This window comes from Arthrobacter sp. CAN_C5, assembly GCF_017875735.1.
In the GTDB taxonomy this organism is placed as follows: domain Bacteria; phylum Actinomycetota; class Actinomycetes; order Actinomycetales; family Micrococcaceae; genus Arthrobacter_D.
The window spans coordinates 3,515,094-3,538,073 of the sequence record NZ_JAGGMZ010000001.1 but is presented as its reverse complement, the minus strand read 5'-3'; the positions used below and the strand labels follow the sequence as shown (position 1 = coordinate 3,538,073).

The following is a 22,980-nucleotide window of genomic DNA, read 5'->3' as shown; positions in this document are numbered from 1 at the left end:
CTCCTACGGTGGTCGATCATCTGGTGGGGAACTGCCAGTTCAAACTTTCCTTACAGCCTATCGGGAAAAATTACCCGGTGAGGGAGCGCGTCGCGTCACTTGCAACACTTTCGACGCGACGTGGATCACTAAAACTCTCATCCGTCAAGGGGCGAATCATAGCCACTCCTGTTCACATGTCCGCGCTGACCTGCGAAAACACGCCTTCGGCGTGTCGAATTCGTGATAAACTGATCTGCGGGAAAGGGGAAAGTCCACATGGTTTTTGAGGTCGGCGAAACAGTAGTTTATCCTCACCACGGCGCAGCGAAGATCGAGGAGATCAAGATGCGCGTCGTCAAGGGCGAAGAGAAAATGTATCTCAAGCTCAAGGTGGCACAGGGTGATCTAACCATTGAAGTTCCAGCAGAAAACGTTGACCTCGTTGGGGTGCGCGATGTAGTGGGCAAGGAAGGTCTCCAGCACGTCTTTGATGTGTTGCGGGCCGAGTTCACTGAAGAGCCCACCAACTGGTCGCGACGCTACAAGGCAAACCTCGAAAAACTTGCCTCGGGCGACGTGATCAAGGTTGCGGAAGTAGTCCGCGACCTGTGGCGCCGTGATCATGACCGTGGGTTGTCAGCGGGGGAGAAGAGGATGCTCGCCAAGGCGCGGCAAATTCTGATCTCAGAACTGGCACTCGCAGAGAAAACCGACGAAGAGAAGGCCGCAAGCGTTCTTGACGAGGTACTGGCTTCCTAGTTCTTCAGGAATAAGGTTTGGTGAGGGACCGCCCCGGGTGGGCGGTCCCTTTTTCTTGCCCTGACGTAGGGTAATCAGGTGTCGCGAACTCACCCCGGATCCCAGACCAGCCCCGTGCCCGACGCCGGGGCGCAGGTCGGCGTCATCATCGTGGCTGGTGGGGCAGGCCAACGGCTGGGGCTCGGCATTCCCAAGGCCCAGGTCCAGGTGGCGGGCCGCAGCATCCTCGACCATGCCCTCCAGGGAGTGCTCGACGCCGGCGTCGCCCACGAAATCTGCGTGGTGGTCCCCGCCGACGACACTGTTCTCCGGGCGACCGTCGCTGAGGTGGTGACCGATGTCCCCGTGCTGCTGGTCGCCGGGGGTGCCACCCGTCCCGATTCCGTCAACGCCGGCCTGGCCGCCCTGTCTCCGGGCATCAGCCATGTCCTGGTGCACGACGCCGCCCGCGCCCTTACCCCGCCCGCCGTCTTCCGGCGGGTGGTCGCTGCGCTCCATGCCGGCGCCGAAGCGGTGATTCCCGTGATTCCCGTGGTCGACACCATCAAGACCGTTGACGGCGGTCTGGTCACCGGCACACCGCCACGCGAAACCCTGCGGGCGGTCCAGACACCCCAGGGATTCAACATCAATACCCTCCGCCTTGCCCACCAGGCCCCGGGCGCCGCCGTCACCGACGACGCCATGCTGCTGGAACGCCTCGGCATTCCCGTCCAGGTGGTCGACGGCGACGACGCCGCCTTCAAGGTCACCACCGCCCAGGACCTCCAGCTAGCGGCCATCCTCGCCCGTAACCCCACCGGAAGGCCCCAACCATGAATCTCCCCCGCACCGGCGTCGGCGTCGACGTGCACGCGTTTGCCCCCGAGGACGCACCCCGGCCGCTGTGGGTTGCCGGGTTGCTCTGGGACGGCGAACGGGGCCTGAGCGGACACTCCGACGGCGACGCGGTGGCCCATGCCGCCGCTGATGCGCTGTTCTCCGCCGCGGGTGTGGGCGACCTCGGCACCCACTTCGGTACCGACCGGCCGGAATTCGCTGGTGCCTCCGGGATCAGCCTGCTGACCGAGGCCGCCAGGATTGTGCGCGCCGCAGGCTTTGAGATCGGCAACGTCGCGGTGCAGCTGGTCGGCAACCGTCCCAAGTTCGCGCCCCGCCGAGCGGAAGCTGAAGCGGTACTCAGCGCTGCGGCGGGAGCACCCGTCAGCGTGTCAGCGACCACCACGGACGGGCTGGGCTTCACCGGCCGGGGGGAGGGCATCGCGGCGGTCGCGACCGCCGTCGTCGTCAGCGTTGCGGACCCTGCCGCAGAGGCCATCTCGAACGACGCCGGATGAAGCCGTCCACCGCGACCGGCTAATCTGGAGCGGTGAGCCTGAGATTCTATGACACCGCGACCGCGCAGATCCGCGACTTCGTTCCCCTCAAGCAGGGTGAGGTGGGACTGTACTACTGCGGCGCCACCGTGCAGGGGATGCCGCACGTGGGCCACATCCGCTCGGCGATCGCGTTCGACCAGCTCACGCGCTGGCTGAGCGCCAGCGGCTACCGGGTCACGACGGTCCGCAACGTGACCGACATCGATGACAAGATTCTTGCCCGTGCCAAGGAATCCGAGCACGACGACGCCCTGCCCCGCCAGTTGCGCGGCGAACAGTGGTGGGCACTGGCCTACCGCTACGAACTGGAATTCCAGCGGGCCTACGACACCCTCGGGGTGCGCCGGCCCACGTACGAGCCGCGCGCCACCGGCCACATCCCCGAAATGCACTCCCTGATTCAGCTCCTGATCGACCGGGGGCACGCCTACCCGGCCAACGACGACTCAGGAGACGTCTATTTCGACGTCCGGTCGTGGAAAGGGTACGGCTCGCTGACACGGCAGAACATCGACGACATGCAAAGCGCCACCGACGTCGAACCCGAATTCATCAACCGGAAGCGCGATCCACGCGACTTCGCACTCTGGAAAGGGTGGAAGGAAGGCGAGCCGGACACCGCGGCCTGGCCCAGCCCGTGGGGGCCCGGCAGGCCGGGCTGGCACCTGGAATGCTCGGCCATGGTCACGAAGTACCTTGGCACCGAGTTTGATATCCACGGTGGCGGCCTGGACCTGCGATTCCCGCACCACGAGAACGAAATGGCCCAGTCGCAGGCCGCCGGGCACCCCTTCGCCCGATACTGGATGCACAACGGCATGGTCACCTTCGAGGGCGAGAAGATGTCCAAATCCATCGGTAACACGGTCAGCCCCGCCGAGATGCTTGATCTCGCCAGTCCGCGCGTGGTGCGGTACTACCTCGGGCAGGCGCACTATCGTTCGGTGCTCGACTACCGGCCCACCTCCCTGCACGAGGCAGCCGCCGCCGTCGAACGCATCGACGGGTTCCTCGCCAAAGCCGCAGCCCGGGAATTCCCGGACGGATTCGGGTTCACCTCTCCCGGAGCGCCAGCGGCCTTCAGCGATGCCATGAACGACGACCTCAACGTGCCCCAGGCGCTCGCGGTCCTCCACGACACGGTGCGCGCCGGCAATACGGCGCTGGCCGCCGGGGACAGCGAAACCACCCGGAAGGCGTTCATCGACGTCATGACCATGACCGGGATCCTGGGACTCGACGACGTCCAGGACCCCAGTAAGGGCCCCCGCAGCCCCGAGCACCAGGCACTGGACACCTTGATCGCCTCCCAGCTGCAGCAGCGCACCCTTGCCCGGGAAGCGAAGGATTGGGCGCAGGCCGACGCCATCAGGGACGCGCTCACCAGCGCCGGTATCGTCATTGAGGACACTGCCGACGGCGCCTCCTGGACCCTGAAGAACTGACCCGTCACGTCTCCGCCGACGCGGCGGTGAACTCGACGGCTGTACCCGCGTAAACTGGGGTGACCAATCTTCTACCCAAAGGTGTTTTCCCCATGGCCACTCACGGACGTCCCGGCGCTGTGCGCAAGAGCAAAAAGGGCCCCTCGGGCGGAACCGGAGGCCTTGGACGCAAGGCGCTGGAAGGCAAGGGTCCCACCCCGAAGGCCGAGGACCGCCCGTACCACAAGGCACACAAGAGCAAGCAGCTCGCCGAACGGTCGGCGGCCAAGCACTCAGGCAACCGCAACCCCGGGTCGTCCCGCAACACGCGCGGCAAGGGCACCGAAGAAATGGTCACCGGGCGCAACGCGGTGGTCGAGTCCCTCAGGGCTGGTATCCCCGCGAAAGCGCTGCACGTGGCTATCCGCATCGAAATGGACGAGCGGATCCGCGAATCGCTGAAGCTCGCCACCGAGCGGGGTATCCCGCTGATGGAAACCGGCAAGACCGAGCTGGACCGGATGGCGGATGGCTCGGTACACCAGGGCATCATGCTGCAGATCCCGCCCTACGATTACGCCGACGCCGTCGACCTGGCCACCGAGACCATCCAGAAATGGAAGAAGGGCCACATCAACAACGCACCGTTGTTCGTGGCCCTGGACGGCATCACCGACCCGCGTAACCTCGGCGCCATCATCAGGTCGCTGTCCGCGTTCAGCGGGCATGGCGTCATCGTGCCCGAGCGACGGTCCGTCGGGATGACCGCCTCGGCGTGGAAGACCAGTGCCGGCGCTGCCGTGCGGGTCCCCGTCGCCAAGGCCGGCAACCTGAACTCCACCCTGAAGTCCTTCAAGGACAAGGGCATCTTTGTGCTGGGCCTCGACGGCGACGGCGACGTGTCCCTCCCGGACCTGACACTTGGCCGCGAGCCGGTCTGCCTTGTCGTGGGTTCGGAGGGCAAGGGCCTGTCACGCCTCGTGCGCGAGAACTGCGACCAGATCGTCTCGATTCCCATTGATTCCGCGATGGAGTCGCTGAACGCATCAATGGCAGTGGGGATCAGCCTGTACGAGATCTCGCGCCAGCGTTCCGCCTAACCGCCGCGCTGACCACCCGCCATGAGCGTCTCCCTCGAACTGAGCCCCCGGTCCAGCGAGTTCCCGCTGGGAGTGCACCGCTCCCGCGGGCGCTCCACCCCCGCGGACAACGTGAACGTCGCCGTCTACGCGCCCGGAGTGTCGGCCCTGGCCGTGCATTACCAGGGTCAGGACGGCGCCTGGCACTCCACCACCTTGGCGGACTACACCCACGGGGTGCACCACGGCGTGGTGGAGGGGCTCGCCGATTCGGTGCGCTACGCGTTCTGGCCGGTCGAAACCGCCCTGCCTGACACATCCCAGCTGCTCCTCGACCCGTATGCGCGGGCCATCGACACAGTGGACACCGAATCCGGACCGGTCTACTGGTCGGTCTACGTCCAGGACAACGGATTCGACTGGGGAACATCCGCACCACCCCGGACCAACTGGCGCGACACGGTGGTCTACGAGGCGCACGTCAAGGGGCTCACCCGGTTGCACCCGGACATCCCGGCGGAACTGCGGGGCACCTACGCGGGGCTCGCGCACCCCGTCATGATCCGATACCTCAGGGAGCTGGGCGTCACCGCGGTGGAACTGTTGCCTGTCCACTTCCACATCGACGAACCGCATCTCGGTCCGCTGGGGCTGACCAACTACTGGGGCTACAACACCCTCGGGTACTTCGCCCCGCACCCTGGCTACGCCACCGAGGCCGCCCGCGCCGCGGGGCCCCGGGCCGTGCAGGATGAGTTCAAGGGAATGGTGAAGCTCCTCCACGAGGCGGGCCTCGAGGTGCTCCTGGACGTGGTGTACAACCACACCGCCGAGGGCCCCCCGGACCTCCCGGCGCTGAGCTGGCGCGGGCTGGCCGAGCAGCAGTACTACCGGCCCGGCGATCACGGTCGCTACGTGGATACCACCGGCTGCGGCAACACCCTGAACTTCGCCCACCCCCGCGTGGTCGCCCTGGCCCTGGATTCCCTGCGGTACTGGGTGGAGGAATTCCACATCGACGGGTTCCGCTTTGATCTGGCCGTGTCAATGGCGAGGGACGAGACCAACACCTTCACGCCGCGTCACCCCTTTCTGGTTGCCGCCGGCGCCGACCGCGCCCTGCGCGGCGTCAAACTCATCGCTGAACCGTGGGACATTGGGATGGGCGGCTGGCAGACCGGCAACTTCCCGCAGGGCTGGGCCGACTGGAACGACCGTTTCCGCGACACCGTGCGCGACTTCTGGCTCACCGACCAGGCCAGCCTCGCAGCAGGCGGCGCCGCGGGCACCGTGGCCCGCCTGGCCGGATGCCTGAGCGGTTCCACCGACCTTTTTGCACCCTCGGGGCGGACATCGGTCGCGAGCATTAACCTCATCACCGCCCATGACGGGTTCACACTCGCCGACCTCACCGCCTACAGCCGCAAGCACAACGAGAACAACGGCGAGCAGAACCGTGACGGCCACAACGACAACCGCAGCTACAACCACGGCATGGAAGGCCCCACCGACCAGGAGGCCATCTCCGCGGCGCGGTCCCAGACCTCCCGCAACCTGATGGCTACCCTGCTGCTCTCCCTAGGCGTTCCCATGATCACCGCCGGCGACGAGTTCGGCCGGTCGCAGCGCGGCAACAACAACGCCTACTGCCAGGACAACGAGCTCACCTGGCTGCACTGGGATCACGACGACGACGCCCGCCATCTCCTGGATCACACCCGCTCCCTGCTGCGGATCCGGCGGGAGTTCCTGGCACACCAGCCGCACGGCTACCCGGCGCGGGACGACAGTTCATACCTGCACTGGTTCAACCCGGCTGGCACCATCATGAGCCAGGACCAGTGGAACGACCCCGGATCGCGGACGGTTCAGCTGCTCCTGGGCTCACCGGACGGCATCCTGGACGGGCTGGTGGTGATCAACGGCAGCATGGAGGGCGCCAGGATCACCCTGCCCAGCAGGAGCGCCCTGGAGGATAACGGTCTGCCGACGATCAAACGGTTCGAGCTGCGCTACACCACCGCCGGCGACCAGGACCGCCGGCGCGGCGCGAGGGTGGGCCCGGGCGAGACCGACCTCGTCCCCGCCAACTCGATCAGCGTGTACCGGGTCTAGCCCCGCCGCCAGGATTCAGCCGCAGGTCTCACCCGCACCCCGGGTTCCCCTTCGCGCAGGGGTGCTGAGGCGCGGCCCTGCCGGTACGCAGCCCTGCCGGTACGCAGTTTTCCGGCCACGCAAAAGCGGCACCCACACCAGGAAACTCTGGCGCGACTGCCGCTCATGCTGAACAGGCGCTGGGCCTGCAAGTTGTTGTCCTACGCGTTGGCGACCAGTCCGAGTTCGGACTTCGAGGCCAGGCTGACGTGCTTCGGCAGCACCCGGACGGTGTACCCGAAGGATCCTGAGTGGTCGATCGTCACTCCGCCGGAGAACTGGTACCGGCCCGCTCCGAGGTTCTCGGAGACCTCAAGGTCGGCCAGGGCCACCTCGCTGAGCTCGTCATTCTCGGAAGCCCGACCGTATGCCACCTCGACGGCGACATCCTCAGGGGAGAGGGCACCGAGCGACACGTAGGCGTTGATGGTCAGCGAATCACCGATCTGGGGATCCTCGGCGACGCCGATTGAGTCGACGTGTTCCACCTGGACAGCCGACCAGCCGTCGTTGATGCGCGACCGCCAGGCAGCGGTGTGCTTCGCTGCCGTGTAGTCCGACTCGGCGGCCAGACGACCGGCCCGCCAGGCCGGCTGGTACAGGTGGCTGACATAGTCCTGCAGCATCCGCTCGGCGGACACCGCCGGTCCCAGGTTGGCCATGGTGTGCTTGATCATGGCCACCCACTGGTGCGGGACGCCGTCGTGGGAGAGCTCCGACGGTCCCGCAGCACCGGCGCCTTCCGAGCGCACCGTGCTGTAGAACCGTGGTGCCACCTGCTCCTCGAGCAGGTCGTACAACGCCGAGGCCTCAATGTCGTCGCGCTCCTCGGGGGAGGCGTCGTTGTTGGCCGTGGGGATGGCCCAGCCGTTGTCGCCGTCGTACATTTCATCCCACCAGCCGTCGAGCACCGACAGGTTGAGTCCGCCGTTGATGGCCGATTTCATCCCTGACGTGCCACAGGCCTCGAGCGGCCGCAGCGGGTTGTTCAGCCAGACGTCGCAGCCGGGGAACAGGGTGCGTGCCATGGCGATGTCGTAGTTCGGCAGGAACACGATTCGGTGGCGTACCTCCGGGTCGTCGGTGAACCGGACCAGGTCCTGGATCATCCGCTTGCCCTGCTCGTCGGCCGGATGCGATTTTCCGGCAATGACCAGCTGGATCGGGTTGTCCGGGTGCAGCAGCAGGGCCTTCAGGCGGGCGGGGTCCCTGAGCATCAGGGTCAGCCGCTTGTAGGTGGGCACCCGGCGGGCAAACCCGATGGTGAGGATGTCCGGGTCGAGCACGTTGTTGGTCCACGCCAGTTCGGCGTCGGCCGCTCCCCGCTTCTTCCACGAGGACCGCAGGCGCTGCCGGACGTCATCGATCAGGTTGGACCGCAGGCGGCGGCGCAGGGCCCAGATATCCGAGTCCTCGACGTCGTACACGTTGGACCACTGCGGGTCGAGGACCGACTCGGCGCCGAACCTCTCCTTGGCGAAGTCCGCGATCAGCGGGTCAACCCAGGTGGGGACGTGGACGCCGTTGGTGACCGAGGAAATGGGGACCTCGCTGGTGTCGAAGCCCGGCCACAGCCCGGAGAACATGCCGCGGGACACCACGCCGTGCAGCTTGGCGACGCCGTTCGCGCGCTGCGCCAGGCGCAGGCCCATGACCGCCATGTTGAACTTGTTGGGGTCGCCGTCGACGTAGTTCTCGGCGCCGAGAGTGAGGACCTTCGCCGTTGGTACGGATGGTGCCAGCCCGGCGTCGAAGAAGTGCTCGATCTGGGACTTCTCGAACCGGTCGATCCCCGCGGGCACCGGGGTGTGGGTGGTGAACACGGTGCAGGAGCGCCCCGCGGTGAGCGCCTCTTCCCAGCTCATCGGCGAGAGGTTGGACGGGTCCATCAGTTCCCGGATCCGTTCGATGCCGAGGAAGCCGGCGTGACCCTCGTTGGTGTGGAACACCTCGGGTGCCGGGGTGCCGGTGAGGCGTTCGAAGACGCGCAGCGCCTTCACGCCGCCCATGCCCAACAGCAGTTCCTGCTGCAGGCGCTGGTCGCCGCCACCACCGTAGAGGCGGTCAGTAACATTACGGGCGGCCTCATCGTTGCCAGCAACGTTGGAGTCCAGGAGCAGGAGGGGGACGCGGCCGACGTCGGCGCGCCAGATGTGCGCGATCAGCTGCCGTCCGGCGGGCAGCGGGAGGACCACCTTGGCCGGACTGCCGTCCTCCTCGCGGAGGAGGGTCAGGGGCAGGCCGTCGGGATCGAGGACCGGGTAGGTTTCCTGTTGCCAGGCGTCGCGGGAGAGGGACTGCTTGAAGTACCCGGCCTGGTAGAGCAGCCCAACGCCGATGAGCGGTACGCCCAGGTCGGAGGCAGCCTTGAGATGGTCGCCAGCGAGGATGCCGAGGCCGCCTGAGTACTGGGGGAGGACGGCGCTGATGCCGTATTCAGGGGAGAAGTAGGCGATTGAGCGCGGTGCGTCATCGCCGAGGGACTGGTACCAGCGCGGTTCGGTCAGGTACTTATCCAGATCGCTGCCCAGTTCGGCAATCCGGGCGACAAGACGCTCGTTGTCGGCGAGCTGGCTGAGCTGCTCGCGGGTGACCGAGCCGAGGAAAGCGACGGGGTCCTGGCCGCTCGCCTCCCACGCCACCGGGTCGAGGTCCCGGAACAGTCGGGTGGTCGGCAGATGCCACGACCACCGCAGGTTGCCTGCCAGCTTGCCCAGTGGGGCGATGCTTTCGGGGAGAACGGTACGGACTGTAAATCTGCGGATTGCCTTCACCCGGGAAAGGCTAGCGTACTTTCCCGGGCGCAGGTGGGCATGCCACCGCCGATGAGAGCAACTGAGAGTAAACGTTTGTGTTATCGGTCTACTCAACAGTTAAATGCGCACATGTTACGTCCGCGCGCCTTAGCAATCTCGGCAAATACTCGCTAACGTCTAACCTGTGACGACTTCAATAGAGCCACCACGTAAGGGACGTACCGCCAGGAAGCCGATAGACGGCAAAGATCTGCGGTTCGGACGAATTCCAATTACCAACATTGCGCCGGTGGTGGACGGCGGTGCCTTCCCGTCCAAAGCGATCCCCGGATCAGACATTACGGTCGGCGCGACGGTATTCCGCGAGGGGCATGACCAGCTGGGTGTCTCAGCGGTCCTGCTGACCGGAGCCGGTGTTGAGGTCCAGCGGGTACGCCTGAGGCCTGTGGGCCAGGGGCTTGACCGGTACGAGGGCCAGTTGCGCCCGCCGTCGGTCGGCAGCTACACCTTCGTCATTGAAGGGTGGGGGGACCTGTACGGTACCTGGCACCACAACGCCGAAGTGAAGATCGCCGCCGGCGTCGACGTTGAATTGATGCTCGCCGAAGGCGCAGCCCTGTTCACCAACGCGGCGAAGTCCCGCCCGGGCCAGGACGCAGAGGTCTTCACCGCTGCCGCCGGGATCCTCGCGGACACCGAACTTCCGGTCGGCGAGCGGCTGGCCGCCGGTGAATCCGCCGACATTCTGGCTGCCATCGACCGCGAACCGTTGCGTGACCTGGTCACGGTGTCCCAGCCTTACCGCATCCTGGTGGAACGCGAGCTCGCCGGGCGCGCGTCCTGGTACGAGTTCTTCCCCCGCTCCGAAGGGGCCACCTACGACCCGGCCGCCGGGCAGTGGACCTCCGGTACCTTCGTCACCGCCGCCGAGCGGCTTCACGCCGTCGCGGACATGGCGTTCGACGTCGTCTACCTTCCGCCGATCCATCCGATCGGACGCACCCACCGCAAGGGGCCCAACAACACACTGACCGCTGGCCCCAGCGATCCCGGATCACCCTGGGCCATTGGCGCCGCGGAGGGTGGGCATGACGCGATCCACCCAGACCTGGGTACCTTCGCCGACTTCGACGCCTTCGTGGCACGAGCCAACGAGCTGAACCTGGAAATCGCCCTGGACCTTGCCCTGCAGGCGTCCCCGGACCACCCCTGGGTGATTTCCCATCCCGAGTGGTTCACCACGCGGGTGGACGGGTCCATCGCCTACGCGGAGAACCCGCCGAAGAAGTATCAGGACATCTACCCGATCAACTTCGACAACGACCCTGACGGTCTCTCGAACGAGGTGCTGCGCATCGTTCTGCTGTGGGTCAGCCACGGGGTGAAGATCTTCCGGGTGGATAACCCGCACACCAAACCGGTGGTGTTCTGGGAGTGGCTCATCCGTGAGGTCAACCGCGAGCACCCTGAAGTGGTTTTCCTGGCCGAAGCCTTCACCCGGCCGCCGATGATGCACGCGCTGGGCCGGGCCGGATTCCAGCAGTCCTACACCTACTTCACCTGGCGCAACACCAAAACCGAGCTCGAGGAGTACTTCACCGAGGTCAGCAAGGTCAGCGCGCCTTACTTCCGCCCCAACTTCTTCGTCAACACCCCCGATATCCTCACCGAGTTCCTCCAGTACGGCGGACCTGCGGGATTCAAGATCAGGGCGGTGCTCGCCGCCATGGCCAGCCCACTCTGGGGTGTCTATTCGGGCTACGAGCTGTACGAGCATGTTGCGCGGCCGGGTGCCGAAGAGTCGATCGACAACGAGAAGTTCGAGTATCGTCCCCGCGACTTCAAACGAGCCGAGGCCGAGGGGCGCAGCCTGGCGCCTTACCTCACCAGGCTTAACCACATCCGCCGGGACCACCCGGCGCTGGGCGACCTGGAAAACCTCACCCTTCACCACAGCTCCGACTCGGAAACCCTCGTGTTCTCGAAGCACAAGGACAACGTCGGCGGTGACAATAGCGCCAAGGACACGATCATCGTGGTGGTAAACCTCAATCCGCACGGGGCCCGGGAAAGCACTGTTTCGCTGAACCTCGACGCCCTCGCCCTTGACCCGGAGGACTGCAATGAGGACGGCACCTTCTGGGTGGATGATCTCATCACCGGGCAGAGCTGGGTCTGGGGCACCCACAACTACGTCAGGCTGGACCCACATGTGGAACCAGCACACATTCTTTACCTCAGGAGGAAGCCCTAGTGGCTAACCCGTTTCAACTCAACGCGCCCGGTCTCGCGCATGACCCACACTGGTACCGCAAGGCCGTATTTTACGAGGTTCTGGTGCGCGGATTCGCGGATGCGAACGGCGATGGCTCGGGCGATTTCTCCGGTCTGATCGACAAGCTGGACTACCTGCAGTGGCTGGGGGTGGACTGTCTGTGGCTGCCGCCCTTCTTCAAGTCGCCGCTGCGCGACGGCGGCTATGACATTGCCGACTACTACAATGTCCTCGACGAGTTCGGCACCATCAGTGATTTCAAGCGGCTGGTTGCCGAGGCCCACGCCCGCGGCGTGCGCGTCATCATCGACCTGCCGCTGAACCACACCTCGGACAAGCACCACTGGTTCGAGGAATCCCGGAACGATCCTGATGGTCCCTACGGTGATTTCTACGTCTGGAGCGACACCGACGAAAAGTACGAGGATGCCCGCATCATCTTCGTGGACACCGAGGAATCAAACTGGACCTTCGACCCGGTCCGCCGGCAGTTCTTCTGGCACCGGTTCTTCTCCCACCAGCCGGATTTGAACTTCGAAAACCCCAAGGTGATCGAGGCGCTGTTCGACGTCGTGAAATTCTGGCTCGACCAGGGCATCGATGGTTTCCGCGCGGATGCCATTCCCTACCTGTTCGAAGAGGAAGGGACCAACAGCGAGAACCTTCCCCAGACGCACGCGTTCCTCAAGGACCTGCGCACGATGGTGGACGAGAATTACCCTGGCCGCATCATCGTCGCGGAAGCCAACCAGCTCCCGGACGAGGTGGTCGAATACTTCGGCGACGCCGAAGGCCCCGAGTGTCACATGTGCTTCCACTTCCCCATCATGCCCAAGCTCTTCTACGCGCTGCGTGACCAGAAGGCCGGCCCGATCATCGAGACGATGGCCGAAACCCCCGACATTCCCGCGGGGGCCCAGTGGGGCACTTTCCTCAGGAACCACGACGAGCTCACCCTCGAAATGGTCACCAACGAGGAACGCGAAGCGATGCTCGGCTGGTATGCCCCGGATTCGAGGATGCGCGCCAACGTGGGTATCCGCCGTCGGCTGTCCCCGCTGCTCGATAACTCGCGCGCCGAAGTGGAACTCATCCACGCCCTGCTGCTGTCCCTGCCGGGCAGCCCGTTCCTGTACTACGGGGACGAAATCGGGATGGGTGACAACATCTGGCTTGAGGATCGCGACGCGTCGCGTACCCCGATGCAGTGGAACCCCGATCGGAACGCTGGGTTCTCCACCGCGGACCCCGGAAAGCTGTACCTGCCCGTAGTGCAGTCGCTGGTCTACCACTACAACCACGTCAACGTGGAAGCCCAGCTGGCCAGCTCCAGTTCCCTGCTGCACTGGATGCGGCAAATGCTCTCCGTTAGGCGCACCCACCCCGCGTTCGGCCTGGGGTCCTACCGCAACGTACCCACCGAGGCGGAATCGGTCCTGGCCTTCATCCGTGAAGTTGCGCCCGGCAACGATGAGGGTGAACAGCCGGAGGTCGTGCTCTGCGTGTTCAACCTCTCGCAGCACCCCGTGGCCGCCGAACTGAACCTGCCCGAATACGCCGATCGGGGTCTGCGGGACCTCTTCGGCGGCACCCCTTTCCCCGCCTTCGGTAGCGACGGCACCCTCACCCTGACGCTGGGCAGCCACGACTTCTACTGGCTGCGCCTGCGCTCGGCCAACTCAAACACCGCTTCACCGCTCACCGAAGCACTGCCCGTCATCCAATCCCCGGAGGCCGCAAAATAATGCCCAAAATGACGCCGACCTTTCCAGAACTTCTTGCAACCTGGCTACCCGCTCAGCGGTGGTTCCCTGCCAAAGGCCGCGAGTTTGAACTTCGTCGGGTCGGCGGCATCCGGCTGGAGGACCCCAAAGGTGAGGTGGGGCTCGATGTCCACCTGATCGCCGTTGACACCGGTACCCGCCAGGACATTGTGCAGGTTCCGCTGAGCTACCGGAAGGCTCCCCTGCGGGGTGCCAAGGCCGCGCTGATCGGTGAAGCCGAGCACTCCGAACTCGGCCACCGGTGGATCTACGATGCCACCCACGATCCGGTGTTCGTCACCGCGTGGATGGAGCTGATCCGTTCCGGTGGGGTCACCGAGGACGGGCGGACGCAGGGGACTCCCCAGGGGGCCTTCGCCGACCAGAAACGGTTCGCCCGGTCCCTCAAGCCGACGGTCCTCAAGGGCGAGCAGTCCAACACCTCAGTGGTGGTCAAGACCAAATCCGGATCGATGATCATCAAGTTCTTCCGCGTGCTGGCCCCGGGTGAGAGCCCCGACGTACAGGTCAGTGCCAAGCTGACGGATGCCGGATCCGTCGACGTCCCGGCCACGTACGGGTGGGTCACTGGCAGCTGGGAAGACACCAACGCCGAGGGGAAGTGGCTGACCGGCCACCTCAGTGTGCTGCGCGACTTCATCGACGACAGCACCGACGCTTGGCGGACCGCCTCAGCCGCGGCGGCAAGCAACACCGATTTCACTACCGAGGCAGCCGAACTGGGCCGGGTGACCGGACGTATCCACTCCCAGCTCGGGGAGGCCTTCGGTAGCCGGGCAGCAAGCGACGCCGAACGCGCCGAGTTCATCGAGACCCTCGTCCAGCGGATCGAATGGGCGTGGGATGAAGCCCGGGATGTCGTCGGACCGCTTGAAGCCGAGGTGGCCAGGGTGGTGGACCGTGTCCGCGCTGTCACGAACCTGCCCGATCTGCAGCGTATCCACTCCGACTACCATCTGGGCCAGGTCCTCAACGCCCCGGACGGATCCTGGTTGGTCCTGGACTTCGAAGGTGAGCCGCTGCGCCCCGCAGCGGAGCGTTCGGTACCCGACGTGGTGCTACGCGACGTCGTCGGCATGACCCGGTCGCTTGAGTACGCCGGCGCGGCGGCAGCCCACGGCAACGACGCTGCCATTCCGGCCGCTGACCAGTGGACCGTGGCCGCCGCTGCCGCCTTCGCTGCCGGCTACCAGGAGCAGACTGGTATGCCGATCGACCGTGCGGACCCCCTGTTCCTTGCCCTCTGGCTGGATAAGGCGCTGTACGAGGTCGTGTACGAATTGCGCAATCGTCCGGACTGGGTGGACATTCCCGTCCGGGACGTGCGCCGTGCCCTCAGCGGGCAGGGAGAGGCCACCTCGGCGCAGGCTTCGGCTGCCATTCCCGCGTCCGCGGGTCCGATCGATCCGATGATCGCCGTCGACCCCGTGGCAACCTCGGCGGCAGTCGCCGCGACCAGTGGCGGCTCAGCGGTGACCGGTCGGATCAACCACCCGGAGGATGTCCTCCAGGCTGTCTCCGAGGGTCGCTACCACCAGCCGCACGCTGTCCTGGGTGCTCACCTTGAAGGGCAGACCCAGGTGACCATCCGGACCCTGCGCCGGCTGGCGCAACGGGTCACGGTGGTGACCGGCAGCGGCCGGGTTGAGCTCGAGCATGAACATAACGGCATCTGGGTGGGCACCATCGAGTCGGAGACCCCCGGGCACGTTCCCGACTACCGGCTTGAAGTGACCTACGACGGCAGCCCGCAACTGGTCGATGACCCGTACCGTTTCCTGCCCACCCTGGGCGAGATCGACATGCACCTGCTGGCGGAAGGGCGCCACGAGACCCTCTGGACGGCTCTCGGTGCCCACGTCCGTCACTACGCCTCGGTGCTGGGCGATATCGACGGCGTCAGCTTCGCTGTCTGGGCGCCGAACGCTCAGGCCGTGCGCGTCAAGGCCGATTTCAACGGCTGGGACGGCTCAATCAACGCGATGCGCGCGCTGGGCAGTTCAGGCTTCTGGGAAATCTTCATTCCCGGAGCCGAGGCAGGATCCCGCTACAAGTTCGAGATCCTCGCCACCGACGGCCAGTGGCGCGAGAAGGCGGACCCGATGGCACGTGGGACCGAAATTCCACCGCTGACCGGGTCGCGGGTAGTCGAATCCCGGTACACGTTCCAGGACGACGAATGGATGACGGCGCGCGCTGCAGCCGATCCCCACAACGGACCCATGAGTGTGTACGAAGTGCACCTCGGCTCGTGGCGACTTGGACTGAACTACCGGGAGCTCGCTGACCAGCTCACCGAATACGTCCAGTGGCAGGGCTTCACCCACGTCGAGCTGATGCCTGTTGCGGAACACCCCTTCGGCGGCTCCTGGGGCTACCAGGTGACCTCGTACTACGCTCCAACCTCGCGGTTCGGTCATCCCGATGACTTCAAGTATCTGGTGGATAAACTGCATCAGGCGGGCATCGGCGTCATCATGGACTGGGTGCCGGCTCACTTCCCCAAAGACGAATTCGCCTTGGCCCAGTTCGACGGCGGAACCCTCTACGAGCACGGCGACCCGTTCCTCGGGGAACACCCCGACTGGGGAACACTGATCTTCGACTTTGGTCGTCGCGAGGTGAGGAACTTCCTCGTCGCCAACGCACTGTATTGGCTGGAGGAATACCACATCGACGGGTTGCGTGTGGACGCTGTCGCTTCGATGCTTTACCTGGACTACTCCCGTGAGGATGGCCAGTGGACACCGAACCGCCTCGGCGGCCGGGAGAACCTTGAGGCAATTGACTTCCTGCAGGAGGTCAACGCGACCGCCTACAAGCGGGTGCCCGGCATAGTCATGATCGCCGAGGAGTCCACTTCGTTCCCCGGAGTTACCCGCGCCACCAGCGGCGGCGGGCTCGGATTCGGGTTGAAGTGGAACATGGGCTGGATGCATGACTCGCTTGAGTACATGGCCGAAGACCCGGTCAACCGCGGCTACCACCACGGCAAGGCCACGTTCTCAATGGTCTACGCCTACACGGAGAATTTCCTCCTGCCGATCAGCCATGACGAAGTTGTGCACGGTAAGGGATCCCTGTTGCGCAAGATGCCTGGTGACCGCTGGCAGCAGCTCGCGAGTGTGCGCGCCTACCTGGCATTCCAGTGGGCCCACCCCGGCAAGCAGCTGATCTTCATGGGCACTGAGTACGCCCAGGAATCTGAGTGGTCGGAACAGCACGGTCTTGACTGGTGGCTCTCGGACACTCCCGCGCACAAGGGGGTCCAGCATCTGGTGCGGTCGCTGAACGGCATCTACCGGGACACCCCGGCTCTTTATCTTCGCGATAACGATCCGTCCGGATTCCAGTGGATCGACGAGAACGACGGCGCACGCAACACGCTGTCCTTCATTCGCTGGGATGGCCAGGGCAACCCGCTGGTCTGCATCGCGAATTTCGCTGGCGCGCCGCACGAAGGATTCAGGGTGGGACTCCCTTGGTCTGGCGACTGGGAAGAAGTGCTCAATACCGACGCTGAGGAATTCGGTGGATCCGGGGTCATCAACTCCGGCGGTGTGACTTCCGTTGAAGGACCGTGGAGCGGACAGCCGGCTTACGCCGACCTCCGGGTGCCGCCCCTGGGTGTCGTTTACTTGGCGCCAAAGAAGGCCTAGATTGGCGTGGGGCCGGGCTTCGTCAGCCCGGCCTCCCCGCCGATTTACAACCTCGGCCGAAGGGTGCTAGAGTTTATATCCGCGCTGGTCGAGGGAATTGACCGGTTGATCACCCCAGAACTTCGGTTTGTCTCAGAGTGCAGTAGGACTCAGAGATTGGAAGGATCAGCCGATTTGACCCGAAGATGATTAGCCGGTAAGTTTGAAAAGTTGCTCCGGAGCGATGATGGAACTGTTTGGTTCTGTTTGGTGCCGGGTGTGTCTGTTGTTTGAGAACTCAATAGTGTGCCATGTTTGTTGATACCGATTGTTTTATTGATTGGTTGAATTTGGCTGCATGATGCCACCCCGTGGTGTTGTGTGGTTGTTTTTGGCTGGTTTCGAATTTTGCGCGTGCCTGTTTACTGGTTTTTCCTGGTGGTGGGTGCGTGTCTGTAATGCATTTACGGAGAGTTTGATCCTGGCTCAGGATGAACGCTGGCGGCGTGCTTAACACATGCAAGTCGAACGATGATCCCAGCTTGCTGGGGGATTAGTGGCGAACGGGTGAGTAACACGTGAGTAACCTGCCCTTGACTCTGGGATAAGCCTGGGAAACCGGGTCTAATACTGGATATGACCTTCTGGCGCATGCCATGTTGGTGGAAAGCTTTATTGCGGTTTTGGATGGACTCGCGGCCTATCAGCTTGTTGGTGGGGTAATGGCCTACCAAGGCGACGACGGGTAGCCGGCCTGAGAGGGTGGACGGCCACACTGGGACTGAGACACGGCCCAGACTCCTACGGGAGGCAGCAGTGGGGAATATTGCACAATGGGCGCAAGCCTGATGCAGCGACGCCGCGTGGGGGATGAAGGCCTTCGGGTTGTAAACCTCTTTCAGTAGGGAAGAAGCGAAAGTGACGGTACCTGCAGAAGAAGCGCCGGCTAACTACGTGCCAGCAGCCGCGGTAATACGTAGGGCGCAAGCGTTATCCGGAATTATTGGGCGTAAAGAGCTCGTAGGCGGTTTGTCGCGTCTGCCGTGAAAGTCCGGGGCTTAACCCCGGATCTGCGGTGGGTACGGGCAGACTAGAGTGATGTAGGGGAGACTGGAATTCCTGGTGTAGCGGTGAAATGCGCAGATATCAGGAGGAACACCGATGGCGAAGGCAGGTCTCTGGGCATTAACTGACGCTGAGGAGCGAAAGCATGGGGAGCGAACAGGATTAGATACCCTGGTAGTCCATGCCGTAAACGTTGGGCACTAGGTGTGGGGGACATTCCACGTTTTCCGCGCCGTAGCTAACGCATTAAGTGCCCCGCCTGGGGAGTACGGCCGCAAGGCTAAAACTCAAAGGAATTGACGGGGGCCCGCACAAGCGGCGGAGCATGCGGATTAATTCGATGCAACGCGAAGAACCTTACCAAGGCTTGACATGAACTGGAACAGCGCAGAGATGTGTTGGCCGCTTGCGGCCGGTTTACAGGTGGTGCATGGTTGTCGTCAGCTCGTGTCGTGAGATGTTGGGTTAAGTCCCGCAACGAGCGCAACCCTCGTTCTATGTTGCCAGCGCGTTATGGCGGGGACTCATAGGAGACTGCCGGGGTCAACTCGGAGGAAGGTGGGGACGACGTCAAATCATCATGCCCCTTATGTCTTGGGCTTCACGCATGCTACAATGGCCGGTACAAAGGGTTGCGATACTGTGAGGTGGAGCTAATCCCAAAAAGCCGGTCTCAGTTCGGATTGAGGTCTGCAACTCGACCTCATGAAGTCGGAGTCGCTAGTAATCGCAGATCAGCAACGCTGCGGTGAATACGTTCCCGGGCCTTGTACACACCGCCCGTCAAGTCACGAAAGTTGGTAACACCCGAAGCCGGTGGCCTAACCCCCTTGTGGGGAGGGAGCTGTCGAAGGTGGGACCGGCGATTGGGACTAAGTCGTAACAAGGTAGCCGTACCGGAAGGTGCGGCTGGATCACCTCCTTTCTAAGGAGCACCTCGAGCCTGTTCTCATTGGCCCTGTGTGGTTGGTGGGGGGTTCGTAGGAGTATGGCCTATTGCGCGGGCGTTTGTTCCGCGGTGGGCTGCTCAAGGGTGGAATATCAATGAATAGGTGCCTGGTGGCGCTGGCTGGCAGTTGAGTACGGTCATCCTTTCGGGGGTGGTGTGGAAAGGGTGTTGGTTGGTGGTGATCGGGTTTATCGTATGGCACACTGTTGGGTCCTGAAATAACAGGGCCCTGATTCTCGTGCACGTCTTACATGTGTTGTTCTTCTCCTGCTGTTTGGTGGGGGTGGGGCGGGGTGTGTGGGTGGTGTGGGTTGGGTTGGGGTGTTGGTGTTTCTGGTTTTTCCCTGCCATGGCAGCGGGATCCTTTGAATGCATGCTGGTGGTTTGATCTGTTTGGGTCGGGCTGGTTGGTGTGTGTGGGGGGTCTGTGCTGGTGGTGTGGGGTTGTTGGTTGAGAACTGCATAGTGGACGAGAGCATCTTAAAAATAAGAAGCAATTTCAAAAAATCTTGGTTTCAGACTTTATGTTTGTTTCCATGGTTTTCTCGATATGTTTTTTGATCTTTTGTGGTCAAGTTTTTAAGGGCACACGGTGGATGCCTTGGCATCAGGAGCCGAAGAAGGACGTGGGAATCTGCGATAAGCCTGGGGGAGTCGATAACCGGACTGTGAGCCCAGGATTTCCGAATGGGGAAACCCCGCCTGGCCAGCGATGGACCGGGTGACCCGCATCTGAACACATAGGGTGCGTGGAGGGAACGTGGGGAAGTGAAACATCTCAGTACCCACAGGAAGAGAAAACAATAGTGATTCCGTTAGTAGTGGCGAGCGAACGCGGATGAGGCTAAACCAGTGGTGTGTGATAGCCGGCGGGCGTTGCATCACTGGGGTTGCGGGACTTTCCGTTCTGATTCTGCCGGATCAGTGAAATGAGTGCAGGCGTATAGGTGAACGGTCTTGAAAGGCCGGCCGGAGAGGGTGTAAGTCCCGTAACCGTAATGCGTGCTGCCGTTTGGAGAGTATCCCAAGTAGTACGGGGCCCGAGAAATCCCGTGCGAATCTGCCAGGACCACCTGGTAAGCCTAAATACTCCCTGATGACCGATAGCGGACAAGTACCGTGAGGGAAAGGTGAAAAGTACCCCGGGAGGGGAGTGAAACAGTACCTGAAACCGTGTGCCTACAATCCGTCAGAGCGTTGTCATCCCTTCGGGGGTGGTGGTGTGATGGCGTGCCTTTTGAAGAATGAGCCTGCGAGTTAGTGTTACGTCGCGAGGTTAACCCGTGTGGGGAAGCCGTAGCGAAAGCGAGTCTGAATAGGGCGAGTGAGTGGCGTGATCTAGACCCGAAGCGAAGTGATCTACCCATGGCCAGGTTGAAGCGACGGTAAGACGTCGTGGAGGACCGAACCCACTTCAGTTGAAAATGGAGGGGATGAGCTGTGGGTAGGGGTGAAAGGCCAATCAAACTTCGTGATAGCTGGTTCTCCCCGAAATGCATTTAGGTGCAGCGTTGCGTGTTTCTTACCGGAGGTAGAGCTACTGGATGGCTAATGGGCCCTACAAGGTTACTGACGTCAGCCAAACTCCGAATGCCGGTAAGTGAGAGCGCAGCAGTGAGACTGTGGGGGATAAGCTTCATAGTCGAGAGGGAAACAGCCCAGACCACCAACTAAGGCCCCTAAGCGTGTGCTAAGTGGGAAAGGATGTGGAGTTGCGAAGACAACCAGGAGGTTGGCTTAGAAGCAGCCATCCTTGAAAGAGTGCGTAATAGCTCACTGGTCAAGTGATTCCGCGCCGACAATGTAGCGGGGCTCAAGTACACCGCCGAAGTTGTGGATTTCAGATATTAGCTAAGCCGGAGACTTGTTCTCCTGAGTTCAGGCGTCTGGAGTGGTAGGGGAGCGTCGTGTGGGCGGTGAAGTCGCGGTGTAAACCAGCGGTGGAGCCTACACGAGTGAGAATGCAGGCATGAGTAGCGAAAGACGGGTGAGAAACCCGTCCGCCGAATGATCAAGGGTTCCAGGGTCAAGCTAATCTGCCCTGGGTAAGTCGGGACCTAAGGCGAGGCCGACAGGCGTAGTCGATGGACAACGGGTTGATATTCCCGTACCGGCGAAAAACCGCCCATACTGAGCAGGGGATACTAACCGCCCAATACCTGACTGCCCACCCTTCGGGGTGACGTGGTTTTTGGTGGAGCGCGGGACCTGATCCTGGGAGGTAAGCGTATTAACAGGTGTGACGCAGGAAGGTAGCCGGGCCGGGCGATGGTTGCCCCGGTCTAAGGATGTAGGAGGGACCATAGGCAAATCCGTGGTCCTGGTTTTGATACCGTCTCTGAGACCCGATGGGCCCCGTTATGCGGGGATCCGGTGATCCTATGCTGTCTAGAAAAGCATCGGCGCGAGGTTTTAGCCGCCCGTACCCCAAACCGACACAGGTGATCAGGTAGAGAATACTAAGGCGATCGAGAGAATTATGGTTAAGGAACTCGGCAAAATGCCCCCGTAACTTCGGGAGAAGGGGGGCCTCACCCGTGACCGACACTTGCTGTTGTGAGCGTTGTGGGGCCGCAGAGACCAGGGGGAAGCGACTGTTTACTAAAAACACAGGTCCGTGCGAAGTCGCAAGACGATGTATACGGACTGACTCCTGCCCGGTGCTGGAAGGTTAAGAGGACCGGTTAGTGCCCTTCGGGGTGCGAAGCTGGGAATTTAAGCCCCAGTAAACGGCGGTGGTAACTATAACCATCCTAAGGTAGCGAAATTCCTTGTCGGGTAAGTTCCGACCTGCACGAATGGAGTAACGACTTCCCCGCTGTCTCAACCATAAGCTCGGCGAAATTGCACTACGAGTAAAGATGCTCGTTACGCGCAGCAGGACGGAAAGACCCCGAGACCTTCACTATAGTTTGGTATTGGTGTTCGGTGTGGCTTGTGTAGGATAGGTGGGAGACTGTGAACCCTGGACGCTAGTTCAGGGGGAGTCATCGTTGAAATACCACTCTGGTCATACTGGATATCTAACTTCGGCCCGTAATCCGGGTCAGGGACAGTGCCTGATGGGTAGTTTAACTGGGGCGGTTGCCTCCTAAAAAGTAACGGAGGCGCCCAAAGGTTCCCTCAGCCTGGTTGGCAATCAGGTGTCGAGTGTAAGTGCACAAGGGAGCTTGACTGTGAGAGAGACATCTCAAGCAGGGACGAAAGTCGGGACTAGTGATCCGGCGGTACATTGTGGAATGGCCGTCGCTCAACGGATAAAAGGTACCTCGGGGATAACAGGCTGATCTTGCCCAAGAGTCCATATCGACGGCATGGTTTGGCACCTCGATGTCGGCTCGTCGCATCCTGGGGCTGGAGTAGGTCCCAAGGGTTGGGCTGTTCGCCCATTAAAGCGGTACGCGAGCTGGGTTTAGAACGTCGTGAGACAGTTCGGTCCCTATCCGCTGCGCGCGCAGGAAATTTGAGAAGGGCTGTCCTTAGTACGAGAGGACCGGGACGGACGAACCTCTGGTGTGTCAGTTGTACTGCCAAGTGCACCGCTGATTAGCTACGTTCGGATGGGATAACCGCTGAAAGCATCTAAGCGGGAAGCCTGCTTCGAGATGAGATTTCCATACACATTTGTGTGAGAGGCCCCCAGCCAGACCACTGGGTTGATAGGCCGGACGTGGAAGCAAGGACTAACGACTTGTGAAGCTGACCGGTACTAATAAGCCGATAACTTACACCACAC

General features: G+C 62.7%; 10 protein-coding genes and 2 rRNA genes. 11 read left to right on the top strand and 1 reads right to left on the bottom strand.

What is annotated here, in order from left to right; all coding sequences use genetic code 11:
* Positions 1 to 258 precede the first annotated feature (258 nt).
* From H4V95_RS16485 to glgX, 6 genes are all read left to right on the top strand, one after another.
* Positions 259 to 741, top strand: coding sequence for a CarD family transcriptional regulator (locus H4V95_RS16485; protein ID WP_026551934.1), 483 nt, complete (start codon positions 259 to 261; stop codon positions 739 to 741).
* 78 nt (positions 742 to 819) lie between these two features.
* Complete coding sequence (gene ispD / locus H4V95_RS16480) at positions 820 to 1,560, top strand: 2-C-methyl-D-erythritol 4-phosphate cytidylyltransferase (RefSeq protein ID WP_312884067.1); 741 nt, start codon at positions 820 to 822, stop codon at positions 1,558 to 1,560.
* Positions 1,557 to 2,078, top strand: a complete 522-nt coding sequence (ispF, locus tag H4V95_RS16475; protein ID WP_196866467.1) for a 2-C-methyl-D-erythritol 2,4-cyclodiphosphate synthase — start codon at positions 1,557 to 1,559, stop codon at positions 2,076 to 2,078. The genes ispD and ispF overlap by 4 nt, the downstream gene beginning before the upstream one ends.
* 32 nt (positions 2,079 to 2,110) lie before the next feature.
* On the top strand, positions 2,111 to 3,565 hold the full coding sequence (cysS, locus tag H4V95_RS16470) for a cysteine--tRNA ligase (RefSeq protein ID WP_209731100.1): 1,455 nt from the start codon (positions 2,111 to 2,113) through the stop codon (positions 3,563 to 3,565).
* A gap of 92 nt (positions 3,566 to 3,657) precedes the next feature.
* On the top strand, positions 3,658 to 4,644 hold the full coding sequence (rlmB, locus tag H4V95_RS16465) for a 23S rRNA (guanosine(2251)-2'-O)-methyltransferase RlmB (protein ID WP_209731099.1): 987 nt from the start codon (positions 3,658 to 3,660) through the stop codon (positions 4,642 to 4,644).
* A gap of 21 nt (positions 4,645 to 4,665) precedes the next feature.
* Positions 4,666 to 6,738: a glycogen debranching protein GlgX gene (gene glgX, locus H4V95_RS16460; RefSeq protein ID WP_209731098.1), complete on the top strand. Its 2,073-nt coding sequence runs from the start codon at positions 4,666 to 4,668 to the stop codon at positions 6,736 to 6,738.
* Between the two features lie 200 nt (positions 6,739 to 6,938).
* On the opposite strand, the gene glgP is transcribed toward glgX, so the two are convergent.
* A complete protein-coding gene (gene glgP, locus H4V95_RS16455) occupies positions 6,939 to 9,551 on the bottom strand; it encodes an alpha-glucan family phosphorylase (RefSeq protein WP_209731097.1) in 2,613 nt (870 codons plus the stop codon).
* 178 nt (positions 9,552 to 9,729) lie between these two features.
* On the opposite strand from glgP, the gene H4V95_RS16450 reads away from it, so the two are divergent.
* From H4V95_RS16450 to H4V95_RS16430, 5 genes are all read left to right on the top strand, one after another.
* A complete protein-coding gene (locus H4V95_RS16450) occupies positions 9,730 to 11,787 on the top strand; it encodes an alpha-1,4-glucan--maltose-1-phosphate maltosyltransferase (protein ID WP_395939879.1) in 2,058 nt (685 codons plus the stop codon).
* Positions 11,787 to 13,553 carry a maltose alpha-D-glucosyltransferase gene (gene treS, locus H4V95_RS16445; RefSeq protein WP_209731096.1) on the top strand — a complete coding sequence of 589 codons (1,767 nt, stop codon included), beginning with the start codon at positions 11,787 to 11,789 and terminating at the stop codon, positions 13,551 to 13,553. The genes H4V95_RS16450 and treS overlap by 1 nt, the downstream gene beginning before the upstream one ends.
* Positions 13,553 to 17,251: a 1,4-alpha-glucan branching protein GlgB gene (glgB, locus tag H4V95_RS16440; protein WP_209731095.1), complete on the top strand. Its 3,699-nt coding sequence runs from the start codon at positions 13,553 to 13,555 to the stop codon at positions 17,249 to 17,251. Before treS ends, glgB begins: the two co-directional genes overlap by 1 nt.
* A gap of 442 nt (positions 17,252 to 17,693) precedes the next feature.
* Positions 17,694 to 19,220 (top strand): 16S ribosomal RNA (locus H4V95_RS16435).
* Between the two features lie 593 nt (positions 19,221 to 19,813).
* Positions 19,814 to 22,978 (top strand): 23S ribosomal RNA (locus H4V95_RS16430).
* The 16S and 23S rRNA genes sit together here, the layout of an rRNA operon.
* Positions 22,979 to 22,980 lie beyond the last annotated feature (2 nt).

Excerpts from the sequence above, each read along its gene's own strand:
- H4V95_RS16485 (WP_026551934.1), top strand. The coding sequence starts at position 259 with ATGGTTTTTGAGGTCGGCGAAACAGTAGTTTATCCTCACCACGGCGCA.
- ispF (WP_196866467.1), top strand. The coding sequence starts at position 1,557 with ATGAATCTCCCCCGCACCGGCGTCGGCGTCGACGTGCACGCGTTTGCC.
- rlmB (WP_209731099.1), top strand. The coding sequence starts at position 3,658 with ATGGCCACTCACGGACGTCCCGGCGCTGTGCGCAAGAGCAAAAAGGGC.
- glgX (WP_209731098.1), top strand. The coding sequence starts at position 4,666 with ATGAGCGTCTCCCTCGAACTGAGCCCCCGGTCCAGCGAGTTCCCGCTG.
- glgB (WP_209731095.1), top strand. The coding sequence starts at position 13,553 with ATGCCCAAAATGACGCCGACCTTTCCAGAACTTCTTGCAACCTGGCTA.